A 17,853-nucleotide genomic window follows, 5' to 3' on the forward strand; every position below is an offset into this window, starting at 1 on the left:
AATTAATTTTTTTTTCACTTTCAAGCCGCATGCAAATGCTGCTAAAAGCTTTGTAAAGCCATAATAGAAAAACCCCTTGATACAAAGGGGTTTTTCTATTATTCAGATTCAAACACAATCTTTACGACTTTTTCAGAAGAATGTCCTGATTCCAGATAACAGAACTTGTCGTAAAAAGGTTTGAATGAAACTGGGTGCTGATAACCCGGTGATGAAATGTGTTTGATTGCATCGATTGTTTCTTCTGTCGTTTTTACTAACGGTCCGGGAGCATCTTTCTCAAAATCGAAGTAAAACCCTCTGAGTTTGTCCCGGTACGTTTCAATATCAGGAACAAAAAACAGCATCGGACGCTTCAGATTTGCAAAATCGAAAAATACTGAAGAGTAATCCGTGATTAACAGATCTGAAATCATATACAATTCACGAATATCTTCGTGGGCAGAAAAATCGTAAGCAAACCCTTCAAACGGACCCAGGTCAAAATTTTCAGCCACAAGATAATGCATTCTCAGAATAACGAGATATTCATCTCCGAGCTCTTCCCTTAATTTGTGCAGGTCCAAATCAAGGTCAAATTTATAACGCCCTTTTGCATAAAATTGGTCATCTCTCCATGTCGGCGCATAAAGAATAATTTTCTTGTCCTCTGGCAAGTGTAATCTTCTTTTGATCGCTGTGATTGTCTCTTCATTATTGTCATTATGAAGAAAGTCATTTCTCGGATAACCTGACTCAATCATTGTTTTCTCGAATTGGAAGGCGCGCGCAAATATCTCAGACGAATAGGCATTCGGTGAAATTAAATAATCCCAATTTGATGCCTCTTTAATAAAATTCTTTTTATATTTTTTCGTATTGGTACCCGGCATATGGACTTCTTCCATATCCATTGCAAGTCTTTTTAAAGGCGTGCCGTGCCATGTTTGAAGATAGGTTGTATGTTCCGGCTTTGGAATCCATAAAGGCAGACGGCTGTTGACTACCCAATACTCTGCCCGCGCCATAGCAAACAGCCACTTGATTGAGAGCCTGTTAATGTATTGAATGCCCTTCTCTTTAAAAGGCGCTGTATACTGCTTATTTACGCTCCAATACATTTTATATTCCGGATGATTGATTTGCATGTATTCATAAATGGCTCTCGGGTTACAGCTGTATTGCTTGCCGTTAAAGCTTTCAAAAATAATGGTCTTGCTTTTGACAGGCATTTTGCTCGCCATTCTGAAAACAACTTTATAACCCTTCGTAATAAGAGAATTTCTGCGTTTTTTCAGTTTTTTTATTTTAGAAATGAAACGCTTTTTCTTTCCTTTTATGAAGTATTTTACCCTTGTTTTCAGGCTGTAGTCGTTCACACGGATACAGACAGTCTGCTTTTTCTTCTTTTTATATACTTCATATCTGACCGGCCCGCTGTCTTTATTCACAACGCTAATGAGGCCTTTCAGTTTATTTTTCCTATCCCCAAGCACAAGCGGAGTGCTGGTGATAACAATATGTTCAGATTCCTCGTTTTCACAATGAAATTCCATAAACATGCGGTAGACAAATCGTTTTTCCAGAGAATAAGGAATATCTTTTAATGGAATCTTTATTTGGAAATCAAAAATTTCAGGAGTGAATGCATCTTCTCGAAGCTCTTCAATATTCTCCGCTTTTTTTGTCATTTCAATAGGAAAATGTTTTTCTACGGGGTCTTCTCCCCCTTTTTTAATGACAAATTGCAAATTTTTAACTGAGAGCTGATTCTCTGAACTAAGATATCCGGCATACCCTGAAATATTAATCTCTTCTGCCTTCAGCTGAATCTCATCAAATTTCACGATTTTCGCTTCTCTTTTTACTTTTAAAGAGAAATTACCCTTATCGGTTGTATAAGGCAAAATTAACAGCTCAGTCGTATGATCAAGGTGGTAGGCACGCTCAATCGCTTCCGCTTCCACGGATAAACGCACCTGCATCGGCTGTTCTTCCTCCTCCGCAGCCGGCTCACCCAAAACCACATAAAAATCATAAGTCTGTCCCATTTCTAAAGGTTCAGGAAACGAGTGAATATTAATTGAAGTGCTGTATTGCGCCGGGCTCTCTTTCTCTAAAAGAACAAAATCCTCCGCTCCGGAACGCCGTTCTTTTAATTTTAAATAATATTTCACTTCCTCAGCTAATGGTTCTTCGCTTTCAAGTGAAATAGAGAGCATCAGATCGCCCACATTATTTTTTAAGCTTTTCAAAATACATTTAATCACAGTATTTTCATCCATACTTATTTTCTGCTCCTCTGTATTAAAGCTCTTCACTTAGCCGATTTCACTTAATCGATGTGATCCTTTTTGTTTAATTTAATAGAGAAATTACCTTTCACTGTCGTATAAGGTTCAAAAATATATCCGTTATTCATAAACCGGTCCTTTTCGCCGAGGTTGACTTCACGGCTGGATACCCTTCTTTGAATACGTATACGGTCAGCTGATACAAACTGAATGTAAAAGTCAAGAACCGAAGTTTGATTGGCCTCGATTTTCTCTTTTTTGATGTCCTTTTCAAAATTAATCGTAAACGTCTGAGCCGGCTGATCAGAGGATACGGATATGATTTCAGCTTTGTTTTTCCGATCAATCCCAATCAGGCTGACTTTTTCAAACACATCATTTGGGTCAGACACTGAAACGCTGATCGCTAGTCCGTCGCCGTTTTTTTCAAAAGATGTAATCGGCTGTTCTTTAGAGCCGACTTTTTCAGCGAGCCGTTCCTTTTCTTTTCTCACTTCAATCATTTTGGAAAGAGCATATGACCAATTTTTAATATAGTTTGGTTTAGAGTATTTTTCAGCCATTTTAAAGGCCTGACGTGAAAATTGTTGATGAGTGCTGTCATCTCTCATTAAAGAGATAATGGCCTCCGCTAATTTTTCTATATTATATTGCTCGATAACATAGCCGTTTACTCCATCTTCTACCAAGCTTCTGGCACCGTAATCGTAATCGTAAGTTACGACCGGGCATCCGTTGCTCAATGCTTCCATATTTGACAGACCGAAGCCTTCAAAGTGAGACGTCGAAATTGTCAGCCATGCTTTTTGAAACTCGTAATCAGGGTTATTCGTGTATCCTTTCAGCAATACATTATCCTTGAGGTTTTGAGCTTCAATTTCCTTTTTGATTTTTTCTGTATCTTCTCCGGAACCGAATATGTCCAGTTTCGCATCCGGGATTTCATCTACGACAAGTTTGAACGCTTTAACGGCATGCGTCAGATTTTTCATTGCGGCAAGCCTTGAGATAATAACCGCTTTATTTCGTTCACTCGGAACGTTCAAAACCTCTTCATCAAGCGGTTTATTAATCGTATGCGGCGTAAAAAAGAATGTCTCTTTTTCTCCCGTAATCAAAGTGAAATCTGCAATCTGCTCCTCAGTAATAAAAAATACGGCATCCAGATTATTCATCTGACCGAAAACTTCTTTATAACGCCCTTTGATCTGTAATTTACTATCACCATAATGTTTGTTGTGAATAATCGCAGCGTAATATGATGACGGCGCTTTTTTTACTCTGAAGACATGTTTGTCCTGAGGTCTGCTGTCGACCAGAAATAGTTTAGGCCGATCGTTTTCATTTTGAAGAACGTCTATCCAATGCCGGCGCAGCTCAGATTCATCTTTAAATGTTAATGGACCTTCCTCCGTGTACCACGTAAAATGTGTTAATTTGACTTCTTCACTTTGGCTGTCCCACATGTAGTGTTTTTCCAAATAAACGACATTTTCGCTGTTGATAAACTCCTGAAGGAAGATTTGATTAATCTTGGTATCAAAATGAGAGACAATGACAGCCTGTCCTTCTTTATTGTATTCTTCCCTTTTTATTACTTGTTTTTCATCATTCAGGTAGTCTACGTAACGTACCGCCGCACCGCCTGAATAATAGGAAAGAATATAATCATTTGATGATTTGCCGAATATTTTTGAGATTGCTTTGCTTACTTTCCCCTTGCTGACATGTCTTTTTATTTGATCCAGCTCAATTTTCTCTGAATAAATCCGCTTGCCTTTTGTTTTTTTACTTAAAAAGTCATCATACATGTTGATAACTTGTGTGTATTCGGAGTCAGCTTTTCCATTTTCAAACAGCTCGTTCTTTTTTCTTGCAAACTCTAAATCAAATCTAAAAGTAAGAAAGGCGGTTTTCTTTTGGCTTTCTTCTCCGAAGAGTTTAGAGCGCAATAATAGTGATTTGGTCAGGCCTCCGTAATTATCCGGCAGTCCGCCTGAGATAAAATAATACATCATATCGGGAAACTCATTATTATAGTTAATAGGCTGATTGGACAAATTTTTTCTCCCTTTCACCATATGAATTTAATAAAACACTGCAAAATAATACTATTCCCGCAGATTAAATTAACAAAACCAATTTAAGCATCAAAAAGTACTTCTTATCTAAAAATAAGAAGTACTTTGATGGTTTTTCACGCAATCTATTAAATTCCCGTATTACACCCCGGCAATTTCTTTTTTAATCTGTGTAGTGGAAATACCTTCGGTTCTAGGGAGATAGATGACTTCGCATTGATCTTTAAGGAAGTCGAATTTGCCTTCCCAATCGTCTCCCATTACGAACACGTCGATGTTGTGATCCGCTACGTCCCGTACTTTTTGATCCCAGCTGTTTTCCGGAATGACTTCGTCGACATAACGGATGGTTTCCAGAATCAGCTTTCTGTGTTCATAGCTGTGATAGGCCTTTTTTTGTTTTTGAAGGTTGAACTCATCTGTTGAGATGGCAACGACAAGGTAATCTCCAAGCTGCTTTGCGCGCTCAAGCAGTTTAATATGACCCCAATGCAGTAAATCAAACGTTCCGTAAGTAATGACCTTCTTCATGAAACAAAAGCTCCTTTCTATCATCAAACGTATAACAAGCAACTGCCCTGAAATGCTGCGCAGCTGTATCCTTAATCACTAAAGTGCCAATTTCGTACTCATGGAACCTCATTATATCACATAGCCCTGAAAAGGTTAAGCTAATGTAAAGCGAAGTTAAATTCCTTTTATTAACAATTGTTATTACAATAGGAGTTTAGCAGGGTTTTCACGCGTATGATTAAAGAAATTGTTATCTTATTTATATTTTTGTAAAACTATTGTTAAGTTTATCTGAAGGTATTATGTTAAAATAAAGCTTAGCCTAAGTCACGAAAAAGTGAAAGGAAATCCCGTACAAAAGGAGGACGGCAGATGCAGACTGAAATGGTGCACAACCTTTCTTATGTTAATGGAAATTTACAGGAGTTTATTTCATATTTAGACACTTATTATATCGCACAAAAGCAAGGTGCCGTCATTGCGACGGTCAACCCTGAGATCGGATACGCTGCGGCGAAAGACAAAGGTTATCATCAAGTCATTTCTTCCGCGGATTTCGTCCTGCCGGATGGTATCGGCGTCGTGTTAATGTCCCGTTTGACGCAGCACCCGCTGAAATCAAGAATTGCGGGATTCGATGTGTTTCTTTCGCTGCTCGGTCTCGCAAACCGGCAGTCTAAAAAAATATTTTTATACGGAGCTAAACAAGACGTGCTTGATGCCGTTTTGAATCGGATCAGCAAAGAGTATCCGCATATCGAAGTTGTCGGAGCCAGCAACGGCTATGAAGCGGATAAACGCTTCGTCGCCAAACAGATTTCCCGGGCGAAACCCGATATCGTGTTTGTCGCCTTAGGTTATCCGCATCAGGAACAATTTATTTATGAAAACAAACATCTTTTCCCTCAGGCTGTATCGATCGGTTTGGGCGGAAGCCTTGATGTTTTCAGCGGAACGGTGAAACGCGCCCCTCGATGGATGATCAAAACGAATCTGGAATGGCTGTACCGGCTGGTGACAAATCCGTGGAGATGGAAAAGGATGCTGAACATTCCGAAGTATGCTTTTACCGTTTTGAGAGATAATAAATCAAATAAAAGTCTGTATTCCAAGCAGGCTGAAGATCAAACGAAACAGCTTTAAACAAATAAAACTGCAAAAGAGATTGGTAATCTATGAACTTGCGATCTTTATTCGCCGCTTTCTATTCTATATATCTGACGGTTCTCGGCGTTTTGTTCAAGCCTTTGAAGGCAAAGAATCATCTGACCCTGCTGGTATCTTTTGAAGAGAATGCGCAGGCTCTCATCCGTTCTTACAAGGCGCACGCTGAATCGCTTTCTTATGAAGTGACGGTTCTGTATACGAGACACGCCGTCAGTCTGGAAAAAGAGCTGGAAGGTCTCGGCTCTTTTTATCTGAACGAAAAAAACCCGCTGCATCTTGTGAAGGCCGTTTCCATCCTTTTTAAGAGCAAAGCGGTCATAACGGATAACTATTTTCTCCTGACGAGCGTTTTAAACCGCCGGCCGCAAACGACATGCATTCAGGTGTGGCATGCGAACGGTTCTTTGAAAAAGTTCGGCCTTGAGGATGTGACGAATCAAAACCGTCCTGCATCAGACATCAGCCGTTTTAAAAAAGTGTACCGTTCGTTTGATTTTGTCACCGTCGGCTCAGACGCGATGGCTGACGTTTTTAAAAAGTCATTCGGAATACGGGAGGGCCAGCTGTTAAAAACGGGTGTCCCCCTGACTGACGTCTATTATGAAGAAAACAAGCCGCAACTGAAGCGCAAATGGCCGAAAAAAATCATCCTGTACGCACCGACATTCAGGGATTATGATATGCAGTCCTTCAGGCTCCCATTCACCGAAGAACAGCTCACAAACGAATTAAACGGAGAGTATATGCTGCTTGTAAAACTTCACCCTGCCGTTTTGAATCAGATTTCGGCTTCGTTTGAAAGCGAATCGATCAAGAATGTGTCTGACATGCGTCTTCATGATCTCTTGAAGGCGGCAGATATTTTAATTACGGACTACTCTTCCGTACCTTTTGAATTCGCGCTTTTAAATAAACCGATTTTCTTTTTCACATATGATCTGGAAGAATATGATCAAAAGCGCGGTTTAATCGACAATTATACGTCCGTTATTCCCGGGAAGGCATGTCATGACAGCGGAGCCCTTCTGGAGGAAATGACGAAAGAGCAATTTAACGCAGAAGAAATGAAGCGGTTCTCGGACAAATGGAATATGTACTCAAACGGGGATTCGAGTGAAGCGTTATTGAAATTTGCAGAGACAAAAATGAAAAAAAGAGATGAAGCACCTGCCTGAATCCGACGGCAGGTGTTTTTTTGCATGAAGAAAGGCTGAAGCATACACTTCAGCCCTTTTTTTACACCTTCATATAGACAGGAACATCATAGTAAAGCGTATAGTCATCCAGCAGTGAGTATAAGCTGTACATGCGGTTTACCTGCTTATACGCCCAGCCGATATCTGTCGCATACTGATGGGACGCGGTTTGAGACCATCTCATTTTATACAGCGTGTCCTGTTCGTATGCGGGGTTGTGAATATATGACGCACCGATGAATTGGGCTCCGCCGATAATCGCGGCTTCCGGAGTAAACCAGCCCTGATTATACGCGTATTGTGCGCCGTAGTAATTCGGGTTGCTGTCATAAGCCCCGATGCCATACATGTTATAAACCTTTTTTCCATTATACGTAATGCCGTTTGCAAGCTCTGACGTGCCATTGCCCGTTTCAAGCAAAGCATGCGAAATCAAATACACTTCATTGATGCTGTATTTGCCGGCGGCTGTAATAAAGGCCTGGCCTTTTCCTGTCAGTATTCCTTTATTGACCAGCACTTTTTGATTCAGTTCCGATGCGTTCAATCCGGCTGTCTGAGAAAGCTTCAGAAATTGAAAGTAATACTTGCTGTCTTGCGCAAAGTAATCCGGATTGACGTATTGCTCGACTTCATTACTGCTGGCGTTTCTCCAGCCCATACTGAGCTTGGCCCAGCCGTTTGTCTGGCCGATGATGCTGACTTTATCGCCTTTTTTCAGCTGGCCGATAATATTGCCGGAGCTGACTTCCGGAGTTGATCGGACGTTCAGGACGTCTGCTGTGACCGTTCCGGAAGCCGTATTGATGTAAGTAAGCGACGCGTAAGCCGCGGCATCAGTCTGCGGGCTGACTGTCATTTGTTTTTTGACCATATCTGCAACCGAGATGTTGTAATTGGTATTCATGATTTGCGGTCCGTTCTTTATTTTCAAAATGGCCATCGTCCATCCGTACAGCTTTTTCAGCTTTTGGGAAGCGGCTTCTGCGGAATCGGCTCCCGTGAATTGATCGCGGATGCGGAGCTCATAAACCGGCTGGCTTTGACTCGTATAACCGGCCTGCAATTGTTTGGCGCTGAAATAGCTCATGCTTTTATTTAAAACGGTTTTACTGCTGAACTTTTCGGTTTTGATGACGTACTGTGAATAGGCGGTTTTCCCCGTCTCCTTCACAGTGCCGGCCGCTTTGTTTTGCTTGAAAAAGGCAGTCACGCGGTCAATGTCTTCCTTTTTAAGCAGCGGTGCCGTTTCAATCCTGAATTGTGTATACGCTGTTTCGCCTGTTTTCTGTGCGGCAGCGGATACTTTTTTCCCTTTGAAGAAATCCAGTGAACGATTGATCTTTGCCGTATCAAGCAGTGATTCGGTTGTGACTTGGTACGCCGCCCCCGTTTGCTTGGCTACGGTTTTGGAAACAGCAGTCAGCTTATATCCGGCCAGCAGATTCAATCCTTTTTTTATCTTCGACTGGTCTGCCGTCTGTTGAGAAAGCAGCTGGTATTCGTTTTCTGATGTTTTTCCCGCGGCGGTTCTTGCCGTCTTTACATGCTGCTGGCGGAAAAACGCCTCCGCTTGATCTGCCTGTGCGGCGGTAAGCTGTCCTGCCGTGATCCGGTAAGCGGACACCGACGCCGGCTTTTTGACAGGTGATGCGTCACAATGCCATTTTTTCTTTTTAAAGAAAGATTGAACGCTTTGCAGCTGCTTAGCCGTCAGTCCGCTCATCGCGACCGTATAATTATTTTTCGTGCCGGCTTTTTGATAGTTTCCGCTGACGCCGGTATTCTTCTTGATTTGGCTGACGGCATTTTGTGCTGCGCTGACTCCGTTAAAATACCCTGACTGCACATTGTACACGGTTGCCGTTTTGCTTTGGGCATACTTTTGAACATTCCCTTTGACACCCGTTTTCTGCTGCAGCTGTTTCGCTAAGCCTGCCGCATCATTTGCATTTGGAATGTCAGAGGCTGTCACGGTGATATTCGCGCTGCCCTTTGCCGTCATTGTCAGCGACGATTGTAAGCCTGTTTCCTTTTGAAAATCAGTTTGGATTTGAAAAGCTTTTTGATCGCCGGTAATTGTTCCTGACTGGATTTGAAACTGCGCTGTTTCCCGCTTGATCTGACAGTATGACGCTTTCACCCCCGTCTGCTTCGTCAACTCTTTAGTGAGCGTTTTTGCGTCCGCTTCAGCTGCCATCTCAGCAGTCATGACCTGCATGTACGGCTGCTTTGTGCCCGTCGGCTTGACGGCGCCGGTCACGCCCGTATCTTTCGTCAATTTGGCAAGAAGGTTTTTCGTCTGCTGCTCGTCTGATAGAACTCCCGATGTGACGGTCACATACGGCTGTTTGCTTCCGCTTGCGCTGTAAGTGCCGGCCACACCCGTCTGCTTCGTAAAATCTTTCAGCACGGCTTTCGCATCAGTTTCATCGTGTAAGCCTGATACGGAGATTTGATAAGTGAGCGGCGCATTTCCGGCTTTCTTTGCGTCAGCCTGCCACCCCGTATCCTTTTTCAATTTCGCTGCCGCTTGAAGCGCCTCATTCTCAGAAGCAAATTGCTGCTTCGTCTCCAGCTCATAAACGGAATAGTCGCTGTATGCGGCCTCAGCGTGCTCTGTAACGGTGCTTGAGACAAGGAAAACGGCGGACAATAACATAGGTGCAACGAATCTCTTTTTCATTCCTTCTCCTCTTTCTGATTCAATTGGTTTCTATCAAACTAGTTTATTTATCGGCCGGCATCCTTCATTTTTACAGAGAGAAGTCATCCAATTTTCCAAATAAAAAAACTTAATCCCAGAGACGGGATTAAGTTTGAATGATTTATATATGAGAAACGATGATTGTGCATTCTCCGGTTATCGTAAAGTCAGGCATCTGATCCGGCAGTATGAAATGCGCGCCTTTTTCAAGCTTTGCGGATTTGCCTTCACAGATGATGGAGCCGCTCCCTTCTATAACGCTGCACAGCATAAACGGAGCGTCCTGGGTCATTTCCGCCGTCCCGCTGATATCCCATTTGTATACAGAAAAGTATTCTCCCTGCACAAAGGTTTTGATGGTGACGCCTTTTCTCGTTTCGGTTGATTCATCTAAAAATCCGTCCACATGAGGGACGGTGGCGGCATTGACGGCATCGCGGATATGCAGATCACGCGTCCCGCCGTTTTGATCTGTACGCCCGTAATCATATATCCGGTAGGCGGCATCTGAATTCTGCTGCGTTTCAAGCACGAGCGCCCCGGCGCAAATGGCATGAATGGTTCCGCTCGGCACATAATAAAAATCGCCGGGTTTGATCTTCACGCGGCGCAGCAGGCCTTCCCAATCACCGCTGTTGATCATGGTGACAAGCTCCGCTTTCGAACGGGCCGTATGACCGTATATGATTTCCGCATTTTCTTTACAGTCGATAATGTACCAGCACTCAGACTTTCCCGTTTCGCCCTGTCCATGCTCCTCTGCGTCATAATCGTCAGGGTGGACTTTGACGGACAGATGATGTTTGACGTCCAGTATTTTCGTCAGCAGCGGAAACCTGTCCCCTTCCGTTCCGCCGAATAATTCTCTATGCTGATCCCACAGTTCCATCAGGGTTTTCCCTTGATACGGACCGCTTTTGACCGTGCTCATCCCGTGCGGATGGGCTGAGATCGCCCAGCATTCGCCGGTTGTTTCTGAAGGTATGCCGTATCCGAATCGTTCGCGTAATAACGTGCCGCCCCATATTTTTTCTTTACATACAGGCTGTAAAAAAATCGGCTCTTGCGTCATGTTCGTTCCCCTCCCCTTAAAAAGCGGCTCATATCCCATTCCCCCTGTATCTTTTTTAAAACACGGAGGGAGCCGCAGTTAAAAAACAATATGTATAAATGGCTGACCTGCTCATTATACCATTCGGATAAGGCGGAATGCTCAGTCATTTCCTGTTCCAGAATAAAATGCCTTGTTTGTCGCAAATTAAAATAACTGATGGAAGGGGGGAACATTGTGACGATAAATGCTGAGCTCGGCCAAAACCTTAAAGCGCTGAAAAAACGGTTCGGCCAAAGCGATGATATGATGTTTTATTCGTTTACGTACGGAAACGGCAAATGTGACGCCTGTCTTGTGTATATAGACGGGCTGACCGAAAATCAATTGCTTGCCGAATATATTATTTCTCCCGTGCAGACGGCCGCAGAGCATCAGAAGGAACCGGCTGAAACACCGCTGTCATCCATTTCTTTCGGATATCGCCACACCCGGCTTTCTTCACTTGAGGATGTTGAGGCAGACATTCTTTCCGGCAAATCGGTTTTGCTGGCTGAAGGATGGAAAGAAGCCCTTTCCTTTGATACGGAAACATTTAAAATGCGGGATATTGAAGAACCGGCTTCAGAAGTGCTTGAACGGGGGCCGAGAATAGGCTTTGTCGAAAAGCTTCGGACGAACACGGCGCTTTTGCGTGAGCAGTCCGGTGATCCCAACCTTCAGATCAAAGAGATCACACTCGGCGAGCGGACAAAAAAGCGGCTCGCCGTGGCCTATATTCGGGATATCGCGCCTGATTATGTCGTAAAAGAAGTGATAAAAAGACTGAATTCCATCACCATTGACGACATTCCGGAATCAGGAGCTATAGAGCAGCTCATTGAAGATAACACGTTTTCCATTTTCCCGACCATTTTGACGACCGAACGTCCCGACCGGGTCATGGGCGCTCTTTTGGAAGGAAGGGTTTCCGTTCTTGTGGACGGAACGCCTTTTACCCTTTTGATGCCGGCTACCGTTGATGAATTTATCCACTCTCCTGACGATTATAATCAGCGGTGGATTCCGGTTACCTTTCTCAGGCTGCTTCGGTATACATGCATTTTAATCACGATTTATTTACCCGGCCTTTACATTGCGCTCGTTACGTTTCACGCCGGGCTTTTACCGACGAGAATGGCGGTGACGATTGCCGGAAGCAGATTGAATGTCCCGTTCCCACCTTTTGTTGAAGCGTTAATCATGATTTTTACGATCGAGATGATCAGAGAAGCCGGACTCAGGCTGCCGAAGCCGATCGGCCAGACGATCGGCCTGATCGGAGGCGTGGTGATCGGCCAGGCCGCCGTTCAGGCGAACATCGTCAGCGCGATGATGGTAATTGTCGTATCCGTTACGGCATTGGCCTCTTTTACGGCGCCCTCCTATGTGTTCAATTTTCCGCTGAGGCTCATCCGTATTTTTTCGATGATTTTGTCGGCGATTTTAGGTTTATACGGGCTGATCATGTGCTATCTGCTTGTCATCGGCCATCTGATGCGCCTGAAAAGCTTCGGTCAGGACTATATCATTCCGATTATGGCGCAGCCGGGCCAGGACTTAAAGGATACGATTGTCAGACTGCCGACACACCTTTTGAAAAAACGGCCGACCAGAAAAGAGACAAAAGATAAAATCAGGCAAAGGTGATCCCCATGAAAAAACCGGAAGACAAGCTGACTTTTATGCAGACCCTTCTCATGGTAAGCGGCACAATGATCGGAGCCGGCGTGTTAACACTGCCGCGTTCCGCCGCATCAGCCGACAGTCCGAGCGGATGGATCATTATTCTTGTGCAGAGTGTCGTTTTTATCGGCATCGTCCTGCTCTTTATGCCGTTTTTGCAGAAGAACAGCGGAGAAACCATTTATGAGCTGAATCAAAGGATTATGGGCCGCGCCGTCGGTTCGCTGCTGAATTTGTTCATGAGCTGTTATTTTGTCGTCACCGTCTGTTTCCAAGCCCGTTTTCTCGGTGAAGTCATCAACTACTTTTTACTGAAAAACACGCCGATGGGTGTCGTCATATTCATCTTTCTGGCAGTCGGCATTTACCATGTGACGGGCGGGGTCTATCCCATTTCAAAGCTCTATGCCTATCTTTTTCCGATTACGATCATCATTCTGCTTACGCTGCTCATATTCAGCCTGAGACTGTTTAATCTGGATTTCGTCCGTCCGGTCATGGAAGGGGGCTACAAAAGCTTTTTTGAGCTGTTTCCGCGGACCCTTCTTTATTTTTCGGGACTTGAAGTGATTCTTTTTCTGGTGCCGTTTATGAAAAATCCGAAGCAGGCGAAAAAGGCGGCTGTCTTCGGCATCGGAAGCGCGGGCTTATTTTACAGCTTTACGCTGCTTGTCGTGATCGGCTGTATGTCGGTCGCTGAAGCAAAAACGGTGACGTATCCGACAATTTCCCTTATTCATGCCTTGGAAATCCAGGGAATTTTCATTGAACGGTTTGATATTTTTCTTTTAATTACGTGGACATGTCAGCAGTTTACCTGCATGCTCGGCTCTTTTAAAGGGGCGCATCTCGGATTTAACACCATTTTCGGGCTGAAAAATAAAAACAATGGCTGGCTGCTGGGAGGATTATTAGCGGTGACATTCGGCCTTTCGATGTACCCCGATGATATCAACAGTGTGTTTGCATTCGCGAATATTCTCGGGTATACGTTTTTTGCCGTCCTTATGATTCCTTTTCTCACTTGGTTTGTCAGCTGGTTGAAGAAAATAGCCGGGAGGAAACAGACGTCATGACACTTTACATAAAATGGGCGGCGGCGCTTTTCATACTGATGATGCTTTCAGGATGCTGGGACGCGAAGGAAGTCGAAAAGGTATCTTTCGCCCGGGGGGTGGCCATTGATGTAACGAGTGACCGCCAATATAAATTAACCTATCAAAATCTGCTGCCCCAAAGTGAAAACAGCCAGGCTTCCGGCCGGCCCGTGTTTGTCAATGTGACGACGCGGGGGGATACCATTCTTGAAGCAGTCAGTGATGTCTCTTTAAAAGATCCGCCCGTTTACAGCGATCATTTAAAAGTGCTGATCTTCAGCGACAAATTGCTGGCCGATCAAAATATACTGCAAATGATGAATCACTTTATCCGCGATGATGAATTGCGGCGGAGCAGCTATCTCTTCGCGGCAAGAGGGAAAGCGTCCGATATTTTGACGGAGCCGACGCCGAATCAGCAGCAGCCCATGGCCGCGGAAAAGCTGATCGACCTCACGAACAACGGCGGCTACAACGGGAAAATTTTAAAACCGCTCCGAATCGGGAGAGCATCAATTTACTGCCATAATAAAGTCAGCTTTCTCATTCAGGCCGTCAGCAATCAAAAAGGAAAAACGGTGTATGACGGAGCGGCCATAATCAAAAACAAAAAACAAAACAGACTGGCAGGATTTCTGTCATCATACGAAACACAAAGCCTGAATTGGCTGATGGGAACGATACAGGGCGGCGTGCTGCCCGCTATGGATAAAGGAGGACACCCGATTACCTTCGAGATAAAAAAATCAACATCCAAAATCACCCCACGGCTGAAAAACGGAAAGTTGTCATTTCACGTAGCGGTGAAAACAAAAGGCCTCTTGTCAGAGGATCAATATGCCGGTGAGGATTCATTCAATCAGCATTATTTAAACGGGCTGGAAAAGATTTTCGAAAAAAAACTGAAAAGCGATGTAAAAGAAGTCATCGATTAGCTGCAGAATCAATATGAAACGGACCCTGTATTCTTTTCTGACAGAGTCCGCATCCAATATCCCGACTATTGGAAGAAAGTGAAGAATCATTGGGATGAGACTTTCTCTGAAGCCGATTTTGACTATGATGTTTCCATTCAGATTGTCAACTTCGGAACGATGGGACGATAGGCTTCAGCGTGTTTTTTCGACACGGAGGAGGATTTGATAAATCCGGCTTTGTTCGGGCAGCTGTGTCACCGGAAATTGCATCGCCTGCGCCATGCGTGTGATTTCCTGTAAAAACAGCTGCACCCGCTCATCAACGTGAACATACGTATAGGACTGTTTTTTTACGTCAAATGTCTCTTCCGGAAAGAGCGTGCGCACCGTCTGCGGCGTAAAAAAACGCAAGTGGGTGCGGTCAAGAATGCCTGCGTCTCTGTATGTCCAGTCACCGAGCAGAAGCGGGAACAGCGCTTCGGCGTGAGAAATATTCGGAATGCTGCATACGATTGACCCGGCAGGCGATAAATAAGACGAATACGTTTCAATGACACGCCAAGGATCTTTTAAGTGCTCAAGGATGTCCGCAAAAATGATGCAATCAAAAAAGCCTTCCGGATAAGGCAGCTTCACTTCTTCGACATCTTCTTGCAGAACCGCTTCATAGTGCCCTTTTGCCGCTTGCGCCGCCAGCGGGTGCAGTTCTATTCCGTACAGTTCACAGGGCTGCCTGTTTTGAAGTTCCAGTCCCGTAGCTCCCGCGCCGCAGCCGACATCAAGTATCCGTTTCGCATCCCGGGGAACGAGCTCAGCAATTTCCGGTCTCGGATGGGTAAAGTACGTAAAATCAGTGCCCCATTTTTCCGTAAACCGCTGGCGGTTCTCCACATATAATTGATTGATATTGATATCCTGATTAGCCGTAAACGTCGCGTGTCCGTGATGATGCACAAAGGCATCGCGGGCGATGTGGAGGCTGTAGCCTTTTTGCAGGGCGCGCAGACATAGGTCATCATCTTCAAAAGAACCGTATCCGAATTGTTCATCGAACGGGCCGATGTCTTCCATGACGCTTTTTTTCACCAGCAGGCAGAAGCCGACAAGACGGAACACCCGCTTCGTGTTATGCTTTTCCCTTTCACAATAAGCTTCTGCGAATGACTCCAGCTCATCCAGCGATTGATACGCGTCATGGATCATCTGATCACCGCTGACATAGTTGCTGACGGGCCCGACCATACCGGTTTTTTCAGATTGATACAGCACTCTCAGCATGGCGCTGAGCCAATTTTTGGTGACTATCGTATCGTTGTTCAGAAACAGCAGATTGTCCCCCTCAGCCGCTTCGATTCCTTGGTTGCAGCCCTTGGCGAAACCGAGATTTTTTTCATTTAGAATGACTTTGACGTCAGGAAGGCTTGATATGTAGTCTCTTGTTCCGTCTGATGAACCGTTATCAACTATAATCAGTTCTATCTCTTCTTTGTCGGTGTATTGATCAATGCTGGCCAGACATTTTTTCGTCAGTTCCAGCTCATTATATGTAAGGATAATAATGCTCGTTTTCACCGGCATCCCCGCCTTTATCGTGACTTTATACTAACGTATGACATATTCCTGTCATTTATGTGGCCGGGCGGCACGCATCAGTTTTAAGGGGCCGGTGTATCACCGCCCCCTCTTATACCGGACTATTAAGGATGAACTGTCTGCTGTTTTGACTCTGACTCTGATTCCGAGCCGCCGTTACGGCTTCGCAGATCCTGTTCGATTTCTTCGAGGCTTTTCCCCTTTGTCTCGGTCACTTTAAACCGGACGAACAGGAATGCCAGTATCCCGATCACGGCATATATGAGAAATAAATAGCTGATTCCGACGGCCTCCATTAACATCGGAAAGGTTAATGAGACAAGCAATGTTCCGGCATGCAGCACCAAAGTCGAGACACCCGTCCCGATACCGCGGACATGCAGCGGGAATAATTCCGGAAGCATAACCCACACGACAGGTCCCCAGCTGACCGCAAACACGATGATAAACAGGCCTAAACAAATAACCGTTGTCCATGATGCGGCTGCTGAATCTTCAAAGAAAAGATTGACCGCGGCCAATACGAGCAGACTGATGACCATGCCCGCATTTCCGGCCAGCAACAGCGGCTTCCGCCCGATTTTATCAATAACTTTGATAGCCATAAGCGTCATAATAACATTGACGGCACCGATTCCGACCGTTCCCAATATAGACGCAGAATTGCCGAACCCGACACTGGTAAATGTTTTCGGAGCATAATAGATAATTGTATTTGTCCCGATGAATTGCTGCAAAAAGGCAAGTCCGAGGCCGGCAATCAGCGCGGGTCTCACCCACGGCTCAAATAATTCTTTCAAACCGCCTTCGTTTTCCTTTTCCGCCTCTTTCATCTGATCAATCTCGTCATCAATATTCTTCGTTCCCCGCAATGACGAAAGAATTTCTCTTGCTTTATCTTCTTTACCGATCGTAAACAGCCAGCGCGGGCTTTCTGGCATGAATAAGATTCCGATCAGCAGAATGACTGACGGCACAACCGCAAGACCAAGCATCCAGCGCCAAGCGCCTGAATCGGCAAATATATAATTCACGATATACGAAACGAGGATTCCGACCGTAATCATCAGCTGATTCAGCGAAGAAAGCGCGCCCCGTTTATGCTTCGGAGCCAGCTCCGATAAGTAAAGCGGAACGATCGTTGTAGATGTTCCGACAGCCAGTCCGAGAATGATCCGGAAAAGAACCATTACCTGTGTATTCGGTGCAAATGCGACTCCTAATCCGCCTATACAAAACAGCAGCGCCGCCCCCATGATGGCTTTCCGCCTGCCGAACCGGTCAGTCAGCTTGCCGGCGAATCCCGAGCCGAGAATCGCCCCCGCCAATAACGAACTGACGACAAGGCCTTCTGTGAAGGCGTTCAGCCCCAGTTCTTTTTTCATAAATAAAATAGCCCCGGAAATGACTCCGGTATCATATCCGTATAAAGCGCCGCCGAGGGCGCCGAAAAAATAGAGCCATTTATTCGAGTGTATGCTTTTCATGTTAGATTGACTCCCCTCATCCTGCGCTGTATCCGCGCGGAATTGT

The 17,853-nt window shown here is 44.8% G+C and carries 11 protein-coding genes and 1 pseudogene; 5 read left to right on the forward strand and 7 right to left on the reverse strand.

From position 1 onward, the window contains the following. Positions 1 to 98: 98 nt before the first annotated feature. From BAMF_RS37885 to tagD, 3 genes are all read right to left on the reverse strand, one after another. Positions 99 to 2,264 carry a CDP-glycerol glycerophosphotransferase family protein gene (locus tag BAMF_RS37885; protein WP_013353807.1) on the reverse strand — a complete coding sequence of 722 codons (2,166 nt, stop codon included), beginning with the start codon at positions 2,262 to 2,264 and terminating at the stop codon, positions 99 to 101. A 50-nt stretch (positions 2,265 to 2,314) separates the two neighbouring features. Further along, complete coding sequence (locus BAMF_RS37890) at positions 2,315 to 4,333, reverse strand: alpha-glucosyltransferase N-terminal domain-containing protein (RefSeq protein WP_013353808.1); 2,019 nt, start codon at positions 4,331 to 4,333, stop codon at positions 2,315 to 2,317. Between the two features lie 162 nt (positions 4,334 to 4,495). Continuing rightward, entirely contained in the window at positions 4,496 to 4,885 is a 390-nt protein-coding gene (tagD, locus tag BAMF_RS37895) for a glycerol-3-phosphate cytidylyltransferase (RefSeq protein ID WP_003151361.1), read from the reverse strand. A 354-nt stretch (positions 4,886 to 5,239) separates the two neighbouring features. Between tagD and BAMF_RS37900 the strand changes: the two genes are divergently transcribed. Both BAMF_RS37900 and BAMF_RS37905 read left to right on the forward strand, forming a co-directional pair. Then, positions 5,240 to 6,010, forward strand: coding sequence for a WecB/TagA/CpsF family glycosyltransferase (locus tag BAMF_RS37900; protein WP_013353809.1), 771 nt, complete (start codon positions 5,240 to 5,242; stop codon positions 6,008 to 6,010). A 32-nt stretch (positions 6,011 to 6,042) separates the two neighbouring features. After that, a complete protein-coding gene (locus tag BAMF_RS37905; protein ID WP_013353810.1) occupies positions 6,043 to 7,209 on the forward strand; it encodes a CDP-glycerol--glycerophosphate glycerophosphotransferase in 1,167 nt (388 codons plus the stop codon). Between the two features lie 61 nt (positions 7,210 to 7,270). Here the strand turns inward: BAMF_RS37905 and BAMF_RS37910 are convergent, their stop codons facing one another. Together BAMF_RS37910 and manA are read right to left on the reverse strand one after the other, a co-directional pair. Then, a complete protein-coding gene (locus tag BAMF_RS37910; RefSeq protein WP_013353811.1) occupies positions 7,271 to 9,916 on the reverse strand; it encodes an N-acetylglucosaminidase in 2,646 nt (881 codons plus the stop codon). Positions 9,917 to 10,058: 142 nt separating this feature from the next. Next, the gene (manA, locus tag BAMF_RS37915; protein WP_013353812.1) at positions 10,059 to 11,009 is read right to left on the reverse strand and encodes a mannose-6-phosphate isomerase, class I; all 951 of its coding nucleotides are present in this window, start codon (positions 11,007 to 11,009) and stop codon (positions 10,059 to 10,061) included. A 216-nt stretch (positions 11,010 to 11,225) separates the two neighbouring features. Between manA and BAMF_RS37920 the strand changes: the two genes are divergently transcribed. From BAMF_RS37920 to BAMF_RS37930, 3 genes and pseudogenes are all read left to right on the forward strand, one after another. Further along, complete coding sequence (locus BAMF_RS37920) at positions 11,226 to 12,677, forward strand: spore germination protein (RefSeq protein ID WP_013353813.1); 1,452 nt, start codon at positions 11,226 to 11,228, stop codon at positions 12,675 to 12,677. A 5-nt stretch (positions 12,678 to 12,682) separates the two neighbouring features. Continuing rightward, on the forward strand, positions 12,683 to 13,789 hold the full coding sequence (locus BAMF_RS37925; RefSeq protein WP_013353814.1) for a GerAB/ArcD/ProY family transporter: 1,107 nt from the start codon (positions 12,683 to 12,685) through the stop codon (positions 13,787 to 13,789). Continuing rightward, positions 13,786 to 14,916, forward strand: a pseudogene (locus BAMF_RS37930) (Ger(x)C family spore germination protein). The gene BAMF_RS37925 and the pseudogene BAMF_RS37930 overlap by 4 nt, the downstream one beginning before the upstream one ends. Positions 14,917 to 14,919: 3 nt before the next feature. Here BAMF_RS37930 and BAMF_RS37935 read toward each other — a convergent pair. Both BAMF_RS37935 and BAMF_RS37940 read right to left on the reverse strand, forming a co-directional pair. Then, on the reverse strand, positions 14,920 to 16,305 hold the full coding sequence (locus BAMF_RS37935) for a glycosyltransferase (protein WP_038463098.1): 1,386 nt from the start codon (positions 16,303 to 16,305) through the stop codon (positions 14,920 to 14,922). Between the two features lie 119 nt (positions 16,306 to 16,424). Beyond that, entirely contained in the window at positions 16,425 to 17,807 is a 1,383-nt protein-coding gene (locus tag BAMF_RS37940; protein WP_013353817.1) for a sugar porter family MFS transporter, read from the reverse strand. Between the last annotated feature and the right edge of the window lie 46 nt (positions 17,808 to 17,853).

Origin of the sequence: Bacillus amyloliquefaciens DSM 7 = ATCC 23350 (assembly GCF_000196735.1) — a bacterium.
GTDB lineage: Bacteria > Bacillota > Bacilli > Bacillales > Bacillaceae > Bacillus > Bacillus amyloliquefaciens.

Bases quoted from the DNA above. Each gene is read 5' to 3' on its own strand.
- BAMF_RS37885 (WP_013353807.1), bottom strand. From the start codon at position 2,264: ATGGATGAAAATACTGTGATTAAATGTATTTTGAAAAGCTTAAAAAAT.
- BAMF_RS37935 (WP_038463098.1), bottom strand. From the start codon at position 16,305: ATGCCGGTGAAAACGAGCATTATTATCCTTACATATAATGAGCTGGAA.
- BAMF_RS37900 (WP_013353809.1), top strand. From the start codon at position 5,240: ATGCAGACTGAAATGGTGCACAACCTTTCTTATGTTAATGGAAATTTA.
- manA (WP_013353812.1), bottom strand. From the start codon at position 11,009: ATGACGCAAGAGCCGATTTTTTTACAGCCTGTATGTAAAGAAAAAATA.
- tagD (WP_003151361.1), bottom strand. From the start codon at position 4,885: ATGAAGAAGGTCATTACTTACGGAACGTTTGATTTACTGCATTGGGGT.
- BAMF_RS37910 (WP_013353811.1), bottom strand. From the start codon at position 9,916: ATGAAAAAGAGATTCGTTGCACCTATGTTATTGTCCGCCGTTTTCCTT.
- BAMF_RS37940 (WP_013353817.1), bottom strand. From the start codon at position 17,807: ATGAAAAGCATACACTCGAATAAATGGCTCTATTTTTTCGGCGCCCTC.
- BAMF_RS37925 (WP_013353814.1), top strand. From the start codon at position 12,683: ATGAAAAAACCGGAAGACAAGCTGACTTTTATGCAGACCCTTCTCATG.
- BAMF_RS37905 (WP_013353810.1), top strand. From the start codon at position 6,043: ATGAACTTGCGATCTTTATTCGCCGCTTTCTATTCTATATATCTGACG.